At 68.0% G+C, this 19742-nt stretch carries 21 protein-coding genes and 1 pseudogene; 14 read left to right on the top strand and 8 right to left on the bottom strand.

Going from position 1 to position 19742, the window contains the following annotated elements:
- Positions 1–43 precede the first annotated feature (43 nt).
- Positions 44–586 carry a DoxX family protein gene (locus NP4_RS28865; RefSeq protein ID WP_068004646.1) on the top strand — a complete coding sequence of 181 codons (543 nt, stop codon included), beginning with the start codon at positions 44–46 and terminating at the stop codon, positions 584–586.
- A gap of 289 nt (positions 587–875) precedes the next feature.
- Positions 876–2201, top strand: coding sequence for a bifunctional o-acetylhomoserine/o-acetylserine sulfhydrylase (locus tag NP4_RS28860; protein ID WP_068004645.1), 1326 nt, complete (start codon positions 876–878; stop codon positions 2199–2201).
- An 88-nt stretch (positions 2202–2289) separates the two neighbouring features.
- Here the strand turns inward: NP4_RS28860 and NP4_RS28855 are convergent, their stop codons facing one another.
- On the bottom strand, positions 2290–3471 hold the full coding sequence (locus NP4_RS28855; RefSeq protein WP_245998388.1) for an NADH:flavin oxidoreductase: 1182 nt from the start codon (positions 3469–3471) through the stop codon (positions 2290–2292).
- 129 nt (positions 3472–3600) lie between these two features.
- Between NP4_RS28855 and NP4_RS28850 the strand changes: the two genes are divergently transcribed.
- Positions 3601–4362, top strand: a complete 762-nt coding sequence (locus tag NP4_RS28850) for a VOC family protein (RefSeq protein ID WP_068004643.1) — start codon at positions 3601–3603, stop codon at positions 4360–4362.
- A 3-nt stretch (positions 4363–4365) separates the two neighbouring features.
- Here NP4_RS28850 and NP4_RS28845 read toward each other — a convergent pair whose 3' ends face one another.
- The 4 genes from NP4_RS28845 to NP4_RS28830 form a co-directional block, all read right to left on the bottom strand.
- Entirely contained in the window at positions 4366–5358 is a 993-nt protein-coding gene (locus NP4_RS28845) for a zinc-binding dehydrogenase (RefSeq protein ID WP_245998390.1), read from the bottom strand.
- Positions 5359–5363: 5 nt separating this feature from the next.
- The gene (locus NP4_RS28840; RefSeq protein ID WP_068004641.1) at positions 5364–5786 is read right to left on the bottom strand and encodes an organic hydroperoxide resistance protein; all 423 of its coding nucleotides are present in this window, start codon (positions 5784–5786) and stop codon (positions 5364–5366) included.
- A gap of 4 nt (positions 5787–5790) precedes the next feature.
- Positions 5791–6234 (bottom strand): MarR family winged helix-turn-helix transcriptional regulator, encoded by a 444-nt coding sequence (locus tag NP4_RS28835; protein WP_068004639.1) that lies wholly within the window; start codon positions 6232–6234, stop codon positions 5791–5793.
- 99 nt (positions 6235–6333) lie between these two features.
- The gene (locus NP4_RS28830) at positions 6334–6894 is read right to left on the bottom strand and encodes a type 1 glutamine amidotransferase domain-containing protein (RefSeq protein WP_068004636.1); all 561 of its coding nucleotides are present in this window, start codon (positions 6892–6894) and stop codon (positions 6334–6336) included.
- A 123-nt stretch (positions 6895–7017) separates the two neighbouring features.
- On the opposite strand from NP4_RS28830, the gene NP4_RS28825 reads away from it, so the two are divergent.
- Positions 7018–7626, top strand: coding sequence for a UdgX family uracil-DNA binding protein (locus tag NP4_RS28825; RefSeq protein WP_068004634.1), 609 nt, complete (start codon positions 7018–7020; stop codon positions 7624–7626).
- Positions 7627–7665: 39 nt separating this feature from the next.
- On the opposite strand, the gene NP4_RS28820 is transcribed toward NP4_RS28825, so the two are convergent.
- On the bottom strand, positions 7666–7938 hold the full coding sequence (locus tag NP4_RS28820; RefSeq protein WP_147288058.1) for a hypothetical protein: 273 nt from the start codon (positions 7936–7938) through the stop codon (positions 7666–7668).
- A gap of 502 nt (positions 7939–8440) precedes the next feature.
- On the opposite strand from NP4_RS28820, the gene NP4_RS28815 reads away from it, so the two are divergent.
- Both NP4_RS28815 and NP4_RS42830 read left to right on the top strand, forming a co-directional pair.
- Positions 8441–8887, top strand: a complete 447-nt coding sequence (locus NP4_RS28815) for a hypothetical protein (RefSeq protein WP_068004629.1) — start codon at positions 8441–8443, stop codon at positions 8885–8887.
- Positions 8800–9087: pseudogene (locus NP4_RS42830) on the top strand (Lrp/AsnC family transcriptional regulator); the annotation flags it as partial. The gene NP4_RS28815 and the pseudogene NP4_RS42830, both read left to right, overlap by 88 nt.
- Before the next feature lie 61 nt (positions 9088–9148).
- Here NP4_RS42830 and NP4_RS42825 read toward each other — a convergent pair.
- Positions 9149–9310, bottom strand: a complete 162-nt coding sequence (locus tag NP4_RS42825) for a hypothetical protein (protein ID WP_245998392.1) — start codon at positions 9308–9310, stop codon at positions 9149–9151.
- Between the two features lie 353 nt (positions 9311–9663).
- On the opposite strand from NP4_RS42825, the gene NP4_RS28805 reads away from it, so the two are divergent.
- The 4 genes from NP4_RS28805 to NP4_RS28790 all read left to right on the top strand — a co-directional run bounded on the left by NP4_RS28805 (position 9664) and on the right by NP4_RS28790 (position 14212).
- A complete protein-coding gene (locus NP4_RS28805; RefSeq protein WP_068004625.1) occupies positions 9664–10809 on the top strand; it encodes a nitric oxide synthase oxygenase in 1146 nt (381 codons plus the stop codon).
- Between the two features lie 65 nt (positions 10810–10874).
- Entirely contained in the window at positions 10875–12872 is a 1998-nt protein-coding gene (locus tag NP4_RS28800) for a glycosyltransferase family 39 protein (RefSeq protein WP_068004621.1), read from the top strand.
- A 77-nt stretch (positions 12873–12949) separates the two neighbouring features.
- Positions 12950–13810: an AraC family transcriptional regulator gene (locus NP4_RS28795; RefSeq protein WP_068004619.1), complete on the top strand. Its 861-nt coding sequence runs from the start codon at positions 12950–12952 to the stop codon at positions 13808–13810.
- Positions 13811–13843: 33 nt separating this feature from the next.
- On the top strand, positions 13844–14212 hold the full coding sequence (locus NP4_RS28790) for a hypothetical protein (protein ID WP_147288059.1): 369 nt from the start codon (positions 13844–13846) through the stop codon (positions 14210–14212).
- A gap of 10 nt (positions 14213–14222) precedes the next feature.
- Here the strand turns inward: NP4_RS28790 and NP4_RS28785 are convergent, their stop codons facing one another.
- Positions 14223–15068: an alpha/beta fold hydrolase gene (locus tag NP4_RS28785; RefSeq protein WP_082876311.1), complete on the bottom strand. Its 846-nt coding sequence runs from the start codon at positions 15066–15068 to the stop codon at positions 14223–14225.
- A gap of 101 nt (positions 15069–15169) precedes the next feature.
- On the opposite strand from NP4_RS28785, the gene NP4_RS28780 reads away from it, so the two are divergent.
- The 4 genes from NP4_RS28780 (at position 15170) to NP4_RS28765 (ending at position 19623) form a co-directional block, all read left to right on the top strand.
- Positions 15170–15772: a TetR/AcrR family transcriptional regulator gene (locus NP4_RS28780; protein ID WP_068004615.1), complete on the top strand. Its 603-nt coding sequence runs from the start codon at positions 15170–15172 to the stop codon at positions 15770–15772.
- A gap of 300 nt (positions 15773–16072) precedes the next feature.
- Positions 16073–17248: an alkane 1-monooxygenase gene (locus NP4_RS28775; RefSeq protein WP_068004613.1), complete on the top strand. Its 1176-nt coding sequence runs from the start codon at positions 16073–16075 to the stop codon at positions 17246–17248.
- A gap of 139 nt (positions 17249–17387) precedes the next feature.
- Positions 17388–18560, top strand: coding sequence for a lipase family protein (locus tag NP4_RS28770; protein ID WP_068004610.1), 1173 nt, complete (start codon positions 17388–17390; stop codon positions 18558–18560).
- A gap of 190 nt (positions 18561–18750) precedes the next feature.
- Positions 18751–19623, top strand: coding sequence for a bile acid:sodium symporter family protein (locus tag NP4_RS28765; protein ID WP_068004607.1), 873 nt, complete (start codon positions 18751–18753; stop codon positions 19621–19623).
- Positions 19624–19742 lie beyond the last annotated feature (119 nt).

Raw genomic sequence — 19742 nt, 5'->3', positions numbered from 1 at the left:
GTGTGGCCGAGGGGCACCCTTCCGACCGACAGATGAGGACACCATGACCACGACGACGACCGCGGCCCCCACCGCCGCCACTGCCGCCCCGGCCGCCGCCGACACCCGCGCCCTGGATGTGGGCCTGTTGATCCTGCGCGTCAGCTTCGGCCTGCTGTTCGCCGTGCACGGCGCGCAGAAACTGTTCGGCTGGTTCGGCGGCTACGGCTGGTCGGCCACCGCCCAGGCCTTCGACGCCATGGGCTACAACCCCGGCAAATTCTTCGCCACCCTGGCCGCGGCGAGCGAGATCACCGGCGGCGTGCTGCTGGCCCTGGGCCTGCTGACCCCCCTCGGCGCGGCCATCGCCCTGGGCACCATGATCAACGCCCTCGTCGCGGTCTGGTCCAAAGGTTTCACCGCCGGTTGGGAATTCCCGCTGCTGTTCACCCTGCCCGTTCTGGCCCTGGCCTTCACCGGCTCCGGCCGCTACGCACTGGACCACCAGCGGCCCTGGCAGCGGCAAGGACTGGTGTGGGGTGTGGGAGCGGTCGTGCTGGCGGTGGTCGCGGCGGTGATCACACTGATCGCCAAGGCGGCGTTCTGAGATAGGGAGGTCCTCGTCCCCGGCGCTCGGCGCTGGGGACGAGGAAAGCGGGCCGCGCCGGGGGTGAGGAAAAGGGGGCGCGCCGGAGGCGAGGAGAAGAGGGGGTGCGCGGCGACGCCGACCATCCCGGAGCCTGAACCGGCGCAACCACTTCGGCGTATCACCGGCAGATGCCGCGCACAGTTCGGATCGGACCGAGCGCAACCCTCGTCCAGCCCGGCCGCGGTTCCTACCGTGCGAAGGCATTCCGCACATCCCGCTATCCGAACGCCTCGATGGAGCCGCCCCGATGACCGACGCTGCCACCCCCACCGATCCCACCCAGGCCTGGAGCTTCGAAACCAAGCAGATCCACGTCGGCCAACTCCCCGACGGCACCACCAACGCCCGCGCGCTGCCGATCTACCAGACCACCTCCTACACCTTCCGCGACACCGGCCACGCCGCGGCCCTGTTCTCCCTGGCCGAACCCGGCAACATCTACACCCGCATCGCCAACCCCACCCAGGACGCGGTCGAACAGCGCCTGGCCGCCCTCGAAGGCGGCGTCGCCGCGCTGCTGCTGTCCTCGGGCCAGGCCGCGGAAACCTTCGCGATCCTCAATATCGCCGGGGCCGGTGATCATCTGGTGTCCAGCCCACGCCTGTACGGCGGCACCTACAACCTGTTCCATTACACGCTGCCCAAACTCGGCATCGAGGTCAGCTTCGTCGAGGACCCCGACGACCTCGAGCAGTGGCGCGCCGCGGTCCGCCCGAACACCAAGGCCTTCTACGGCGAAACCATCTCCAACCCCCAAAACCACATCCTCGACATCCCCGGCATCGCCGAGGTCGCCCACACCGCGGGGGTGCCGCTGATCGTCGACAACACCGTCGCCACACCGTATTTGATCCAGCCGCTGGCCCACGGCGCCGATATCGTCGTGCACTCGGCCACCAAATACCTCGGCGGCCACGGCGCGGCCATCGCCGGCGTACTCATCGACGGCGGCCGCTTCGACTGGACCGTCCGCGACGACCAGGGCAACCCGCGCTTCCCCGGTTTCACCGCACCCGACCCCAGCTACCACGGCGTGGTCTACCACGAACTCGGCGCACCCGCCTACGCACTCAAGGCCCGCGTGCAGCTGCTGCGCGATCTGGGCGCGGCCATCGCGCCGTTCAACGCGTGGCTGATCAGCCAGGGCCTGGAAACCCTGAGCCTGCGCGTGCAGCGCCACGTCGAAAACGCCCGGGCGGTCGCGGCATTCCTCACCGAACAGCCCGGCGTGGACAAGATCTACTACGCGGGCCTGGAGTCCTCGCCCTGGTACGAGCGCGGAAAGCAGCTCGCGCCCAAGGGTGTCGGGGCCATCGTCGGATTCGAACTGGCCGGTGGGGTCGACGCGGGCAAACGCTTCGTCGAGGCGCTGACCCTACACAGCCACGTCGCCAATATCGGTGATGTGCGCTCACTGGTCATCCACCCCGCCTCCACCACCCACTCCCAGCTGACCCCCGACGAACAGCTCACCGCCGGAGTCACCCCCGGACTGGTGCGCTTGGCCGTGGGCATCGAAGGCATCGACGACATCCTCGCCGATCTGCGCGCCGGATTCGCCGCCGCGGGCTAGCGGGCCACGGGGTGCCCGGATCCGCGCGATCCGGGCACCCCGTGCATCGCCGCATCCAGTGCCGAAAACCGGCGTCCCGGAGCGAGTTTCACACCGGCTCACCCCGAAGCACGCAGCGCGTGCCGGAATAGATCGTCGGCATGCACAGATTGCAGTGAATACACCCCGAGCGGGTCGTCGGATCCTCGGCCAGCCGCCGCACCAGATCCGGCTCGCGCAGCAACGCCCGCCCCAGCGCCACGAATTCGAACCCCTCGGCCATCGCCCGATCCATGGTCTCGCGCTCGGTGATCCCGCCCAACAGGATCAACGGCATCGACAACTCCCGGCGGAACCGACGCGCCCGCTCGAGCAGATACGCCTCCCGATACGGATACTCGCGCAAAAACACTCGCCCCACCAGCCGCATCCCCCACCGCGCCGGCACCGGCAGCGTCTTCGCGAACTCCCGCCGCGGCGCGTCGCCGTGGAAATACAGCATCGGATTGAGCAGTGAACTGCCCGCGGTCAACTCCAGCGCGTCCACACAGCCGTCGGCTTCCAGCCACGCCGCCACCCGCACCGCCTCGGGCACCCGCAACCCCCCGCGCACCCCGTCGTCCATATTCAACTTCGCCGTCACCGCGACCCGATCCCCGACCGCCTCGCGCACCGCGCGCGCGATCTCACGCGCCAACCGCGCCCGACCCGCGAGATCACCGCCGTAACGATCGCGGCGGCGATTGAGCAGCGGACTCAGAAACGCGCTGACCAGATAGTTGTGGCCGAAATGGATTTCCACCGCATCGAATCCGGCCTCCCGAGCCCACCGCGCCGCCTCCGCGTGCTGGGTCACGATCGAGGCGACCTCCCCGGTGTCGGGCACCCGCACCGGCCGCATCCCCAACGGGCTGAACAGTCGGCTCGGCGCGAGGGCGGGCGCGCGATTGGACGCCGCATTGGCCACCGGACCCGCATGCCCGATCTGCGCGCACGCCGCCGCGCCCTGGGCGTGCACCGCATCGGTCAACCGACGCAATCCCTCGACCACCTCCGGGCGCAGCCAGATCTGGTGACGATCGGTGCGCCCGCCCGGCGACACCGCGCAGTAGGCGACCGTGGTCATCGCCACCCCGCCCGCGGCCATCTCGCGATGAAACGCGATCAGCTCCTCGGTCACCACCGCGCGCGGGGTGCGGCCCTCGAACGTGGCCGCCTTGATCACCCTGTTGCGCAAGGTGATCGGGCCCAGCCGCGCCGGGGCGAACACCTGCGGGATCTGCCCACTCACCGCCGAAGTGAAACACGTTTCAGTTGTGCTCGGCAAGAGTTCCCACGATTAACCCGCCGCCCCCGGTGTCATTCGCACACCAAGGCGCGAAAAAACGCCCGACCGAACCCGCATGAAGGAACCACCACCGTGCTCACCACCGACTACGTCGCCGGATCACCCAACTGGCTGGAACTGACCACCCCCGACACCGACACCGCCGCCGCGTTCTACCACGCGGTCTTCGACTGGCAGACACATCCGACGAGCACGCCCACCCACACCCTGTTCCGCCACGACTCCGCCACCGTCGCCGCCCTCACCACCCCCACCGACGACGACACCGAACCCGCCTGGACCATCTTCTTCCACACCACCGACCTCGACGCCACCACCGCCACCGCCGAAAAAGCCGGAGCCACCATCCACCTCGCCCCCACCGACCACGACGCCGCCGGACGCCTGGCCCACCTCAGCGACCCGCAGGGCGCCCGCTTCGCACTACGCCAACCCGCCGAAACCAGCGATCTGGAAAAACTCGGCGTCCCCGCCGCCCTGTGCTGGCTCGAACTCGACAGCCGCGACGCCGCCGCCTTCGCCTTCTACCGCACCGTCTTCGACTGGCACACCGAAGCATTCGACGTCCCCGGCACCAGCTACACCCTGCTGTCCACCACCGACGCCCACCCCCACCGCACCGCCTTCGGCCACGAACAACTCGCCGCAGACCACCCACCCCGGTGGCTGCCCTACATCTGGGTCGACGACGTCGACGCCACGCTCACCCGCATCGACGATCACGGCGGCGCCATCCTCACACCCGCCACCCACGCCGCCTACCTCGGCCGCATCGCCGTCGCCGCCGACCCCACCGGCGCCCGATTCGCCATCACCACACCCGAATCCGACTGACGCTCACTCCGCCCGCGGATCCAACACCACCTTCGCATTACGCCCCGACTGCTCGGTCGCCACCGCCGCCGCACCCGCGCGCGCCAACGGATACCTCGCCTCCACCTCGAGCCGCAACACCCCACCCGCGGCCAAATTGAACAGCTCCCCATACAACCGCCCCCGTGCCTCCGGACCGATCTCCTCACCACGCCGCGACGCCCAAAACCCCTTCACCACAGCCTGTTTGAAAATCATCGGCCCCGGATTCAACACCATCGGCTCACCCGAGAGCGCACCGAAGGAGATCAACTCCCCCCGCTCACCCAGCAAACCCAGCAGCTCTCCCGCCGCCGCACCACCGACCTGATCCACCGCCCGCACGATCGGCTCCCCACCGGTCGCCGCGGCCACCCGCGCCCGCCAATCCGCCGACCCGGTGTCGACCACCACCGCCGCACCCGAATCCCGCAGCGCCCGCGCCGATTCCGCACTGCGCACCAGATTCACCACCCGCACCCCACGCCGCTCGGCCAGCACATTGAGCAACCGGCCCACCGCGCCATTGGCGGCATTGACCACAATCCACTGTCCTCGCTCCACCGCCATATCCTCGAGCAGCAGCAAGGCGCTGAACGGCATCGACAACAACTGCGCCGCCGTCTCATCGCCCACCGAATCCGGCACCGGCACCAACGCCGCCGCCGAGGCCAGGAAATATTGCGCCCACGCGCCCTGCACCCCCGCCACCGACACCCGCTGGCCCACCTCGACATCGCTCACCCCGGCGCCGAGCGCGTCCACCACACCCACCGCCTCGGTACCCGGAACATACGGCAGCTCAGGGCGATACCCGTACACCCCGCGCACAATCGCCAGATCATGATTGTGAATCGGCGACAACACCGTCGCGATCCGCACCTGCCCCGGACCCGGCTCGGGCACCGCCCGCTCCGCCACACCCAACACATCCTTCGGCTCGCCGAAGGACTCCACCACCACAGCCCGCATACCCATCCCGCTCAGTCCTCCGCGACCAGCAGCGTGACATCGATATTGCCGCGCGTGGCATTGGAATACGGGCACACCTGATGCGCGCGCTCGGTCAGCTCCCGCGCCTGCTCCATCGACAGATGCGGCAGCGACACCTCCAGGGTGACCGTCAAACCGAACCCACCCGCGTCATTGGGCCCGATACCCACCTTCGCACCCACCGCCGAATCCTCCACATTCGCCTCGGCCTGCTTACCGACCAACCGCAGCGCCGAATGGAAACACGCCGCATACCCCGCGGCGAACAACTGCTCGGGATTGGTGCCCTCCCCCGTACCGCCCATCTCCTTCGGAACCGCCAGCCCCACATCGACTTTCCCGTCGGTGGTGCGCGCGTGCCCGTTACGACCGTCACCGGTGGCCAACGCCTCGGCCGTGTACACGACGTTCATGGAACTACTCCTGTCCGATAGATGAAGTGAGGGCCGCGGTCATGCGCCGCAGGGTCTCCCGCAACGCCGTCAGCTCCTCGAGGGACAAACCCGTGGCGGACAACATCTCCGCCGGAATGCAGGTGGCCCGCTCACGCAACGCCACCCCGTCTTCGGTCAACCGGATCTCCACCCGGCGTTCATCGGCGACCGACCGGCTCCGCTCGAGCAACCCGGCCGCCTCGAGCCGCTTCAACAGCGGCGACAACGTACCCGAATCCAGCGCCAACTCCGCGCACAGCTCACCGACACCGCGCCCGTCGCGCTCCCACAGCACCAGCATCACCAGATACTGCGGATAGGTCAGCCCCAACGCCTCGAGCTTCTCGCGGTACACCGCCGTCATCGCTCGCTGCGCGGCGTACAGCGGAAAACATACCTGCTGGTCCAGCGCCAAGATGTCGGTCACACAGAAAATTTAGCGCGCAATTAAGTTGTGCGCAATATAAGTGAGCGCGCTCACGACAACGGCCCCGACGCCACCCGCCGGGGCCGCACCGACCACTCCTCAGCTACGCGACAACTCCGCCGCGATCGCCTCCACGAAATCGGGCAGATCATCGGGATTACGCGAGGTGATCAACGCCCAACCGTTCTCCGCCGACCGCACCGCCGCCTCGTCGACCCACGTACCACCCGCATTGCGAATATCGGTCTGCAACGTGAAATACGACGTCAACGTCTTACCCGGCAACACACCCGCCTCCACCAACGCCCACGGCCCATGACAGATCGCCGCCACCGGTTTACCCGCATCGGTGAACTCGCGCACCAGATCCGTCACCCCCTCGGCCACCCGCAACTGATCGGCATTGACCGTCCCACCCGGAATCACCAGGACGTCGAAATCCCCCGCACCCACCCCGTCCAACCCCGCCTGCGGCTGCTCGGCGGAATCCGGCTCGAGATCGTGCTTGTAGGTGCGCACCTGCTCCTGCTTCACCGCGGCATGCGTCACCCGCGCACCCCGCTCCCGCAACCGATCCCGCGGCACCACCAACTCGTCGTGCTCCACACCGGAATTCGACGTGACGATCAGGACGCGCTTGCCCTGCAGATCTGCGGCCATGAGCTTCCTCCTCCAACGGGATCATCTGCGCACGCACTACCCCCACCCGATTCGCGCAAACAGGGTTTCACCAGGTCCGCCCCGGGGTACACCGGCCTCGCCGACCCGCAGGGAGGAGCCACGATGAGTGCCGCCGAATTCGTGCCCGACACCGACGACCCGGCCGAACTGCGCGCGGCCGCCGCCCACTGCCGCGGCTGCGACCTGTACCGCAACGCCACCCAAACAGTCTTCGGCGAAGGCCCCCGCCACGCACCCGTGGTCATGATCGGCGAACAACCCGGCGACCGCGAGGACACCGCCGGCCACCCCTTCGTCGGCCCCGCCGGACAACTCCTCGACCGCGCCCTCGACGAGGTCGCCATCGACCGCGACGCGGTCTACCTCACCAACGCCGTCAAACACTTCAAGTTCACCGAACGCGGGAAACGCCGCATCCATCAGCAACCCAACCGCGGCGAAATCACCGCCTGCGCACCGTGGCTCACCGCCGAACTCGCCGCCGTACGCCCACACCTGATCATCTGCCTCGGCGCGATCGCCGCCCAGGCCGTCTTCGGACCGAGCTTCCGAGTCAGCCGACAACGCGGACAACTGCTCACCGTCGACGACCACCGGGCGATCGCGACCGTGCACCCCTCGGCCGTCCTGCGCGCCCCAGACCGCGAACAGGCCTACCGCGACTTCGTCGCCGACCTTCGCATCGCCCAGCAGGCCATGACATCGCCCTGAGGCAAGCGCCCGGCGACATACGCCCGATCCGGACGAAACTCACTCCAGCGCCGCGCCCATCACCGCACCGATCACCGCCGTCGCCAACCCCAGCGTCAACGCACCCGCCGCCAACAGCGACGCCCGCCGCCGCCCACCCTCGGTCCGCCCCGCCAACCGCACACACCAAACCACGGCAAACACCGTGGCCAGCAAGTGAATCCAGATCAGATAGGGCAGCAGCGCCGCCGAATGTTCGGACCCGGGCGGCGCCTCGGGCACCGGGTCCGGCAACTGCGCCCAGACCATGTCCTGAACAGCGGTGCACCACATCTCGGGCTCGCCCTCCTCCGCCCGCCTGGCCCCGGCGCGAAGCCGAATACCGTCGAAGCTCCACCATACTCATACGGGCAAATAACCAGCATCCAGATTGACCGAACTGTGTCCCGGCAACCGGCGGACTCACGTCCTCTTCAGCGGCTGATGAGACATGACATTCGCGGTCTGCCGCGTTCGCCTCGACACGGTAATCTTTCATGTTTAGATGCGCATATATAAGTACCGGTATTAATATTAGATCAGAACGAGGTGACGACCAGACCTGTGATCCGAATACGAAGCGCCGGTTCGGCTTTCGCCGCTCCGCCCGCTCGACAACGCCGTTACGGCGCTCTCCTATCGCATCCCAGGCCGCCGCCACGCCCACTCCTCCCCCGTTGAGTGCCCACCACCGCCCACGGACGAACCTGTCCCCGAACCGGATCCGCAGTTCGAGTCGAAACCGAGACCTGCCGCGGACCGCTCCGAACGGACTCATCCACTACGGTGATGGGCTATGGCGCTCATCGAGATCGAGGATCTGCCCACGCGGACTGCCGACGTGCTGCGCCGCCGCGCGCGGGCGGCGGGCTTATCGCCGGTCGACTACGTCCGCCGCGAACTGATCGCATTGGCCGGGCGGCGCGTGCCGATCGATGCCGTCGTGGACTTCCTCGAGGCCGAGCGCCCCAATCTCGCTGTGACGGAGGCCGATCCGGGTGCGAGCGCGCTGATCCACACCTACGATCTGCCCGCCGAGGTCTGGTCGGTCTTCGGTCGCCGGGCCGCGGCCGCGGGCGTCCCGCTCAGCGAGCACGTGCACTCCGAACTCGTCGCCATGGCCCGTCGCAGCACCATCGACGATGTCATGCACGAATTCGAGGAACTGCAGCAGCACGATCCGAGCGTGCGGATCGATATGGCCGCCATCCGCGAATCGCTGCGTTACGTGCGCGGCCAGTAGTCGAGAGCCGCCTCCCGAAGACCCCGCCCGCCGCCGGAATCGAACTCCGGCGGCGCCGATATCTATACCGTCATCGGCCACCGCTCCCCGACGGATACCGTCGACCGCAGCCTGACGCCCTGCACATCGATGGCCGCGCCGCGTTCCGGGATATCGCCGCCGTCCTCCACGTTTCGGAGAACACCGTCGCGCGCCGATACCGCAACCTGCGTGGCGCGGGGGTGCCGCGCGTGGTCGGCACATTGTCCGGCGCGGCCCCGGCTACGCGAGCTGAACCGTGCGAGCGCGCCGCACCCCGATGCCGCCGCGCACGCCCTGGCCGAACGCGAGGACACCGCCCTCGTCCATATCTCCCCCGCCCCAATGGGATTCCCCCTCGAGAGCGAACTCTGGATCAACGCCCGACCCGGAGGTGTCCCTCACCGCGGTCACCACGGGGCAGACCAATCTCGTTGCGGCCGTGAACTGCCGCGACGCGCGATCTCGGCGCATTCCCGACCGAGGCCCTCGCCCGACCGGACGGCATCAATTCCGCGGGGATCGCTGCGATGGTGCGGACTGTGCAGCGTGCCGGGCGCACCGTTGTTCTGAAACGCCATGAGGCGAGCGCAATCTTGTGGGACCATACCGGTTGGCGCCGCAGCTTACGCCTAGCATACTTCCGCACAACCGGAGATCTGTCGTGAATTGCCTCGCAGTACAGTCGAATACATCCGCCGAACCATCGAGACCGCTCGGTTGGCAAACGCCCCGCCCACGCTCCGGCGAGGTCGCTCATGCCCATTGATCCCGTCCTGCGCGAGCGCCTAGGCGACTGCGACGAGTTCTACCGGCTGCCCGAACTGGCTCATCTGATGCCCGAACGCCGCCGCGTGGCCCTGGCGATCATGGCCTCGACCGGAAGCTATTGGCAGACCATGGAGGAGATCACCATCGCCGCGCGGCTGGCCTGGCGGAACGCGGACCGATGTGTGGGCCGGGCCATGTGGAAGGCGCTGGCAGCACACGATGCCCGGCAGGTCCGCGGCGCCGACGAACTCGCCGAATGCTGCTGGGACTATCTGCGCGCGGCCACCAACGGCGGCGCGATCCGCCCGATGATCCTGGTCGGACCGCCCCGACCGATCGAGGGCGAGGGACTGCGCATCGTCAGCCCGCAGCTGATCCGCTACGCGGGCTACCGCAACAGCGACGGCAGCGTCACCGGCGATCCGCTGCACATCGAACTCACCGAACTCGCCGAATATCTGGGCTGGCGTGGCGAGGGCACGCCGTTCGACATCCTGCCGCTGCTGATCCGCTCGCCGGATGGAACCATCGACTGGTTCGAGGTGCCCCGCTCGGTGGTGCTCGAGGTCCCCATCGAACATCCCGAATTCGACTGGTTCACCGAGCTGGGCCTGAAATGGCATGCGCTGCCCGCGATCTCCAATATGCGCCTCGAGGTGGCCGGGCTGTCCTACGCGGTGGTCTTCAGCGGCAACTTCGTCTCCACCGAGATCGCCGCGCGCAATCTCACCGACGCCGATCGCTACAACGTGCTGCCCGAGATCGGCGAGGCGATGGGCCTGGACCGATCCCACGAGCGAACCCTGTGGCGCGATCGGGCGCTGGTCGAACTCAACCGGGCGGTGCTGCACTCCTATCGAAAGGCCGGGGTGCGCATCGTCGATCACCACACCGTGGCCAAACAGTTCTGCGATCACGTGGATCGGGAGAAGGCCGCCGGTCGCGGCTGCCCGACCGATTGGACCTGGGTCAACCCGCCCATCTCCTCGGGCCTGACCCCGACGTTCCACCGCTACTACGATCCACCCGATCCGGATCTGCGCCCGGCGTTCGTCCACGACGCGTTCCCCGAACTCGCGCTGGGTTCGCTGCTGCGTCCCGATCACGCCTTCGATCTCGCACAGAGCACCTAGGCCCTCACAGCGATCTCCCAGGCGCCCATCAGCACGTTCACCGCATCGGGTGAGAGGCTCCCGCGGTGACCGTGACCACCGCCGATACCCCTGTGTCCGAGTCGAAGGCGTCCATCCCGGCCCAGCCGCGGACGCTACCGCCCGCGCGTCGCCGCGACCGGCTGGCGCTGGCGGCGCTGCTGCTGGGAACCGCGGCGGCGTATCTGTGGAACATCACCGTCAACGAGATGGGCAACTCCTTCTACGCCGCCGCGACGTGGGCCGGTTCGCGGGATTGGAAGGCGCTGCTGTTCGGATCGCTGGATCCGGGCAATTTCATCACCGTCGACAAGCCGCCGGTGTCGCAGTGGGTGATGGGTCTGTCGGGTCAGCTGTTCGGATTCAGCAGTGCGAGCATGTTGATTCCGCAGGCGCTGATGGCCGTGGCGGCGGTCGCGCTGCTCCACGGCGCGCTGTCCCGCGCCACCGGCAGCCGCGGGACGGGCCTGCTGGCCGGATTCGTGCTGGCGGCAACGCCGGTGGCGGCGTTGATGTTCCGGTTCAACAATCCCGACGCGGTCATGGTGCTGCTGATGACGGCCGCGGCCTACTGCACCATCCGGGCGCTTGCCACGGCGAGCGCGCGCTGGCTGATCTGGGCCGGGGTGGCCCTGGGATTCGCGTTTCTGGCCAAGATGCTCGAGGGTTTGATGGTGCTGCCCGCGCTGGCGCTGGCGTATCTGCTCGTCGCGCCGACCACGCTCGGCAGGCGGCTGCTGCATCTGGGCGCGGCGGCGGTGGCGCTGTTGGTGTCGGCGGGCTGGTATGTGGTGTTGACTATGCTGTGGCCGGAGTCGTCGAGGCCGTATCTGGCCGGGTCCAAGGACAACACGTTCATGGATCTGGTGCTGGGCTACAACGGTTTCGCGCGCTATCTGGGCCACAATCACATGGGCCGCAACCCCATGTTCTCGCTGCCGCCCGGATACGAGTTCCCCCGATTCGGCGGTGGCGGAGGCGGTTTCGGCGGATTCGGTTCGGGGCCGGATCGATTGTTCACCGGCGAGATCGGATTCGAGATCTCGTGGCTGATCCCGGCGGCGGTGCTCGGCTTCGCCTTCGTACTCCTCGCGCGCCGGCGCGCCGGACGCTCGGATCTGCGCCGGGCGGCGGCGCTGGTATTCGGGTTGTGGCTGCTGATCGACGGTATCGCGTTCTCGGCGATGCGCGGCGGTATGCACGCCTACTACACCCTGGCCATCGCCCCGGCGGTCGCCGGAACCTTCGCCCTCGGTGTGCACGAGGTGTGGCAGCGGCGGTCCACGGCCTGGGGCCGCGTCGGCGGGGCCGGGCTGGCGCTCACCACCGGCGTGTGGGGTTTTGTTGTCCTGCAGCGTAATTCGGCGTGGCAGCCGTGGTTGCGATGGACGATTCTGGTGGTGAGTGTGCTCGCGGCGGTCGCGCTGCTGGGTGCGGTGATCGCCCCGCGGCTGCGGCGGCTGTCCGCGATGGCGATCGTCGTGGGCGTGCTGGCCGGACTCGCCGGATCCACCGCCTACGCCGCGGCCACACTGCCGCGGTCGCATACCGGCGGCGGCCCGAGTGTGGGGCCCGAGCGGCCGCAGAGCCCGGGCCCGTTCGACCAATTCCGCAGGCAGATGGCGATGTTCATGGGTACCGGCGAGATCGATCCGCGACTGGAGGCGATGCTGCGCACCACCACGACCCGCTGGTCGGCGGCCATCGACCGCTCCTCCCCCGCCGCCGGACTCGAATTGGCCACCCGCACACCGGTTGTCGCGATCGGCGGATTCACCTCCGATGATCCGGTGCCCACGCTGTCCGATTTCCAGGACATGGTGCGCCGTCACGAACTCACCTACTACCTGGCGCCGGAGGTGAAACTGCCCGATTCGTGGCGCACCGGCAAGAACGCGAGCCCCACGCCCGGACAACAGGATCCGGATGCGGGCTGGTGGCGACCGGTGGGCAATACCGCGATCTACGACTGGGTGGCCGCGCACTACACCCCGCAGCGGCTCGACGGCCTGGCGGTCTACGATCTCACCGCGCCCCCGCACTGACCCTTTCCTGGCGTGTCGTGGTCGGGTGATGCGCATACCCGCGTGCACGGTGTCGCGCAATCGGTAGCGTCGTAGCCGTGGATGTGCTCGCGGAGATGTTGCAGGGAATCCGCGCGGAGGGCTCGCTGCTGTGGCGGGCCGACCGGCAGTCGCCGTGGTCGTGGCTGGCCGATCGGGCCGCACCGCTGACCCTCTACGCCGTATTGCACGGTCACGCGTGTCTGAGCCGCGACGGCAATGCCGACGAATTGGGCGCGGGCGATGTCGCCCTGATCAGAGGGCACGGACCGCAGACCGGCACGGGGGCCTGGGATCCCCGGGAAGGCACCGCGCTGCGCGCGCCCGCGCCCGGGCACGGCCCGCGCGCGGTGGTCATCGCCGGAACCTACGGCAGCACCGATATCGCCGGGCGACGCTTGATCGACGCGTTGCCGGAATATGTCTGTGTCACCGCCGAATCCGGCGCCTCGCCCGCGCTGGCACTGCTGGACGAGGAGATCGACGGCATCGGCCCGGGACGCGAGGTGGTGCGCGATCGACTGCTCGACGCGCTGCTGGCGCATACGTTGCGCGCGTGGCTGGCGGGCGCGCAACCGGATTCGCCGGGATGGCGTGCGGCGCTGCGGGATCCGGTGGTCGCGCGCATCCTCTACGCCATCCATTCCAGCCCCGGCAACGCCTGGACCGCCGATTCGCTGGCCGCGCACGCCGCGGTGTCGCGCGCGACGCTGTATCGCCGCTTCACCGCGCTGTTCGGTGAATCGCCGCTGTCGTATCTGACCAGTCGCCGCATGACCCTGGCCGCGGATCTACTCGCGCGCGGGGAACCGGTGGCGGCGGTGGCCCGCAAGGTCGGCTACACCAACCCGTTCGCGTTCAGCACCGCATTCCGCCGCCACCACGGCCGGCCACCCCGTACCCTGCACCCGCAGGGCTGATTTCCCAATCATCTTCAGGCAGGAGGTCATCCGGTGTCGAAGAAGCTCTACGCCCGCATGATGAAGGCCGTATGCCCGGTCGATCCCGAGACGATGGAAACGACCGTGCCGTTCCTGCAGCACGAGATCGTTCCGCACGCCATGGCCGATCACGGCGCGCGCCAGATCTTCTTCTTCGTCGATCCCACCGACGGCACGGTCTTCTCGATCACCATGTACGACACCGAGGATGACCTCGCCAATGCCATGCGGGAGGCGGGCAGCGAATATCGGTTCGCGAGTCTGGCCAAACTCGGGTGCACCGCGGTCGAGGCGCGCGCCCTCGAGGTGGTCGCCGGTGATGTCGCCGCCGACGCACCCGAGGTCGACTTCCCCGACCTCATTCCGCCGCAGCGGCAGTGAGCCGGGCGAGCTAGCGCCGCGCGTCCACGTCGCTCCAGAACGACACCAGATCCGCGCAGACCTCCTGCGGGCGTTCCTCGTTCGGTAGATGTCCCACGCCCGGATACACCGCGACCCGCGCCCCGAGTTCGGCGGCGAAGCGCTCGTGCACCTGCGGGGCCCACAGATCGCCGCTGTCGCCGTAGCCGACCAGGATCGGCACCCCGGCGCCGCGAATGACCTCGGCGGCCACCGGGCGGGTGCCCATCGTGCGCACGATGCCGACCAGATTCGCCTTCTTCGTCGCGAAGATCCGCCGGTGCAGGAACTCCTTTTTCGCGTCGTCGAGCATCTCCGCGGCCCCGGCCTGCGCGAGCATCTGCCACACCACGTCCTGGCCGCCTGCCTCGATCAGCTGTTCCACCTGAGCGGGTGGTGGGAAGGCGATGTCCTCGAGCGATGACGGGCCCGAGGCCAGCAGGGTGAGACTGCGGAAGAATTCCGGCCGGGTCACCACGGCGTTGCGCGCGACATAGCCGCCGAACGAATGGCCCAGCAGATGGACCGGGGCGCCGACGCTTTCGACCACCTCGAGCAGATCGGCGGTGAAATCGGTGATGGCGTACCGATCCGGATCATCGGGACCCTCGGATTCGAACTGCCCGCGCTGATCGTATGCCACGCAGCGGAATCCGGCCTGCGCCAGGATCGGCAGCAACGCCTGGAAATCCTCCTTGGAGCCGGTGAACCCGGGGATCAGCACCGCGGTGCCGCGCACCTCGATTCCCGGCGGCGGCGCGCATTCCCATCCGGCCAGGACGCCCGCACCCCCTCGCAGCGACAGCGGAACGATCCGGGATTCGGCGGTGCGGCTCATCGGGACCCTCTCTCACAACTCGCGGGCACCACGACGTGCCCGAGCGCCATACTAACCGAGTACTCGGTAGGTAAGGGAGGTCCGCGCGATAGGATCCGGACATGTCCACACCGAGCCGCGGCGACGCCCGCAAGGAGCGCATCCTCGAGGTCGCGCTGAAAACCTTCGCGGAGAACGGCTTTCGCGGGGCCTCCATCGCGGAGATCGCCGATCGGTGCGGCCTGTCGCAGCCCGGCCTGCTGCACCACTTCCCTACCAAGGCCGCCCTGCTGTCGGCGGTGCTGGACTATCGCGACCGACTCGACTCCGAACGCCTGGGCACCGACGAGCAGTCGCGCGGCCCGGTCGCGCTGCGGCAGTTGGTGCAGGCGGTCGAACACAATGTCGCGGTGCCCGGACTGGTCCGTCTGTTCGCGGTCGTCACCGGCGAGGCCGTCGCCGCGGATCATCCCGCGCACGGCTGGGCCGTCGGCCGCTATCGGTATCTCGAGACGTGGATCGCGCGGGCGCTCGACGCCGGAATCGCCGACGGCACCATCCTTCCCGACACCGACGGCCTCGCCGAGGCGCGGCGAATCATCGCGATGATGGACGGGCTGCAGCTGCAGTGGCTGCTCGATCCCGAGACCGTCGACATGGCAGCGCTTTTCCGCCACTACATCGCGGATCTGCTGGGCCGCATCGCCGTCGACGACGCCCGCTAGCAACCCGGCAAACCCTCGGTCACCCTCGACGCCCGGCATTTGCCCAGGCCGCGACTCATCGGCCGAGCAACCGCGCGGTGACGTCGATCACGGGCAGATCTCATTGCAATCTCGGCAAATCACCGAACCGACCGTCCTCGTCGTTCACATCAACTGAAAACACTTTAGCGCGGCTAAAAATGGCCGGTTCCGAGTGGAATTTCCGGTCACGGACGACTATACGTAACCCGTGATAACCCACCTGAGGTCGGTAGCGGGCAGTGCACCAGGGCTCTCGGGTATCTATATGAGGGAATGTGCATGCTAACGTTCAGCAAACGCTCGAATTCCCCAGACCCCAAGCGTCACCTGTGGGTTTTGGGGCTCATCGCGCCGGCCAGCGCATTGCTGCCGTCGCAGTTGGTTTTACGCACCGGGTTACCGGTGTTCTGGTGGATCGGTCCGATCATCATCTTCATCGTGATCCCGGCCCTGGACTGGGTGGTCGGCGAGGACGGGGTCAATCCCCGCGACGAGGACTACGAACGGCTTTCCAATGACAAGTACTACCGGTGGTGCACCTTCCTGTTCCTGCCGGTTCAGCTGATCGGCCTGCTCATCGCCTGTGCCATGTGGGCGGGCGATGAGCTGAGCCTGGTCGACAAGCTGGGTCTGGCGGCCACTCTCGGATTCGTCAGCGGCATCGGCATCAACGCCGCCCACGAACTGGGCCACCGCGTGGAGAGCGCCGAGAACTGGCTCGCGAAAATCGCGCTGGCCCAATCGGGTTACGGCCACTTCTTCGTCGAGCACAACAAGGGCCACCACGCGCGCGTCGCCACTCCCGACGATCCGGCCAGCGCGCGTTTCGGCGAGAATCTCTACGAGTTCCTGCCGCGCAGCGTGTTCGGCGGTCTGCGCTCGGCGATCGAACTGGAGCGAAATCGCTTGCGGCGCAAGAATCGCGGCTGGTGGAGCATTCAGAACCACATCCTGCAGGCCTGGTCGATGACGGTGGTGCTGTTCGGATCGGTGCTGGCCGTCTGGGGTTGGCGCATCCTGCCGTTCCTGCTGCTGCAGGCGGTACTGGGCGCGGCGCTGCTCGAGACCGTGAACTACATCGAGCACTACGGGCTGCTGCGGGCCCGCAAGGCCAACGGCCGCTGGGCGCGGTGCTCGCCGCGCGACAGCTGGAACAGCGACCGGTTGGTGACCAATATCTTCCTGTTCCATCTGCAGCGACACAGCGATCATCACGCCAATCCGGGCCGTCGGTATCAAACATTGCGTAGCAGTGAAGAATCGCCGCAATTGCCGGCGGGTTACGCCACGATGATCCTCTTCGCCATCTTCCCGCCGCTGTGGCGGCGGGTTATGGACACCCGGCTGCTCGAACACCTCGACGGTGATCTGTCGCGTGCCAATATTCTCCCGCGCAAGCGCGCCAAGATCTTGGCAATACACGGTTCCGACGAGGAAGTTCAGGCCGCCGCGTGAGATCGGCCCATTTGTTCCACGGTAATTGCAAGAAAGTTTCCCGTTTTTCTTTTCCCAGTGAGCGGCACGGCAAGAAGTGGCAGGAGTGACGATGACCGGAATTCGCGCAGGACGTCGCTGGCGAGCGTTCGTGCGGAGCATGGCCGTACGCCTCGGCGTTGCGGCGGTGGCTATCACGGCGGGACTGGCCACGGCCACGCCCGCCCAGGCGGCGATCTACCCGATCGCCGACCCGGACCCGTTCTACGCGGCGCCCGGCGATATCGCGAACTTCAAGCCCGGCGATGTGGTGCGCAGCCGGCAGATCCCGCAGGTCCTGTTCCCCGGATCCTCGGCGTGGCAACTGGTGTACCGCTCGACGAACTCCGCGGGCGATCCGATCGCCGCGGTGACCACCGTGCTGGTGCCGCCGGGCGGTGGGCACAACCAGCCGCTGGTGTCGTATCAGCCGTTCATCAACGCGCTCGGATTGCAATGCGCGCCTTCGCACGGACTGTTCACCGGTGAGGTCAAGGAGTCGGTGGCGCTGAATCTGCTGCTGGCCCGCGGCTGGGCGGTCACCGTGCCCGACTACCTCGGACCCGACAGCGCCTACGGCGCCGCCCGGATGGGCGGACGGCTCGTGCTCGACAGCGCGCGAGCGATCAAGCGGTTCAAGCAGATCGGCCTGGCCGACAGCCCGCTGGCGCTCGCCGGATACTCCGGTGGCGGCATGGTGACCGGCTTCGCGGCGGCACTGGCCCCCGACTACGCCCCCGAACTTCCGATCGTGGGCACCGCGCTGGGTGGGGTTCCGGAGAACATCGGCAAACTGGCCCTGGACGTCTCGGGCAATCCCAATCCGCTGTTCGGACTGGGCTTCGCGGGCGCGATCGGCCTCGAGCGCGAGTACCCGAAGGATATGTCGCTGGACAAGTGGCTGAACCCGGCGGGTCTGGCGTTGCGGGATCGGATGTCCAACGCCTGCACCGAGCAGATCATCGCCGACGCGGCCAACAAGAAGTTCACCGACTTCTTCAACGGCACCCCCGACGATGTCAACGCCACCCAGGTCCACATCCTGCACGCCAACAGCCTCGAGACCTTCGACGGCATCCCGCGCACCCCGATCTACCAGTGGCACGGCACCAACGACGTCGTCAGCCCGCAACTGGTCCGCGAGGTCGTGGCCCGCTACTGCCACGCCGGCACCCCGATTCAGCTGGATATGCTGCCGGGCGCCGACCATGGCACGGGCATGCTCAACGCGCCCCGCGCGATCGACTATCTCGCCGACCGGTTTGCCGGGCGGCCCGCGCCCAGCAACTGCTGAGAATCGGCCCAGGGGAAGGGCTTCCGCGGCGGATCGAAATGAGAGGCGTTCGCTGCGGAACGTGAGATCGCGCGCGTCGACGAGGTTGTCGGCGCGCGCGATCTTTACTCTCACATAGGTTTCTGCGTCTCCCCCGCCTTCCGGCGGCTGACTACTGTCTGAACCTGTTGTCACACACGAGGAGTTGACGGTGGGTTCGTTGTTCGCGGTGTTTCTGCCGCTCGCGTTGGCCTTGGTGATGTTCGGGCTGGGGTTGACGTTGACCGTGGCCGACTTCGCGCGGGTGCTGCGGTATCCGAAGGCGGCGGCGGTGGCGCTGGTGTGCCAAATGGTGTTGCTGCCGCTGGTGTGTCTGGGATTGATCTATCTGTTCCGGCTCGAGGGGGCCGTGGCGGCGGGCATGGTGCTGCTGGCCGCGTCGCCGGGTGGGCCGTCGGCCAATCTGTTCAGCCATGTCGCGGGCGGGAACGTGGCGCTCAACATCACCCTCACCGCGGTGAATTCGGTGCTGACGGTGTTCACGCTGCCGCTGTGGGTGGGGCTGGCCTACACGCTGTTCCTCGACGGTGACGCCGGAATCGGCCTGCGGCCGGACAAATTCGCCCAGGTGTTCGCGATCATGCTGGTTCCGGTCGCCCTCGGCATGTTCGTACGTCACCGCTTCCCCGGCTGGGCCCAGCGCGCCCGCGGCACGGTCAAGGTCGCCTCGATCGTGGTGCTCGCCCTGGTCGTCCTCGCGGCCGTGGCCCGCGACTTCCGCACCCTCACCGCCCATATCGGCGCGCTGTCGGCGGTGTGCCTGCTGCTCGCGGCGATCGGCCTGGCCCTGGGCTATCTGGTCCCCCGACTGCTGCGCATCCCCGACGATCAGGCGATCGCGGCCGGTATGGAGATCGGCATCCACAACGGGGCACTGGCCATCGCGGTCGCGACCTCGGTTCTGCACGACAGCGCGATGGCCGTCCCGCCCGCGGTGTACGGAGTCCTGATGAACATCCCGGCGGCGATCGCCGCCTACGGATTCGCCCGGCGCGCCCGCACTGGGCAGGCCGTCGCCGTGTAGTCCTTTCACCCGCGTGTCCGCGCCCGGCGAACCGTCGCCGGGGCCTTTCACCCGCGTCCGCACTCGGCAAACCGTTGCGCCCAGGCCTTTCACCCGCGTCCGCACCCGGGCAGCCCGTC

Source organism: Nocardia pseudobrasiliensis NBRC 108224 (assembly GCF_001613105.1).
GTDB classification, from domain to species: domain Bacteria; phylum Actinomycetota; class Actinomycetes; order Mycobacteriales; family Mycobacteriaceae; genus Nocardia; species Nocardia pseudobrasiliensis.
Note: the sequence above shows the minus strand (reverse complement) of the source record. Positions and strands in the feature narration are given on the sequence as shown.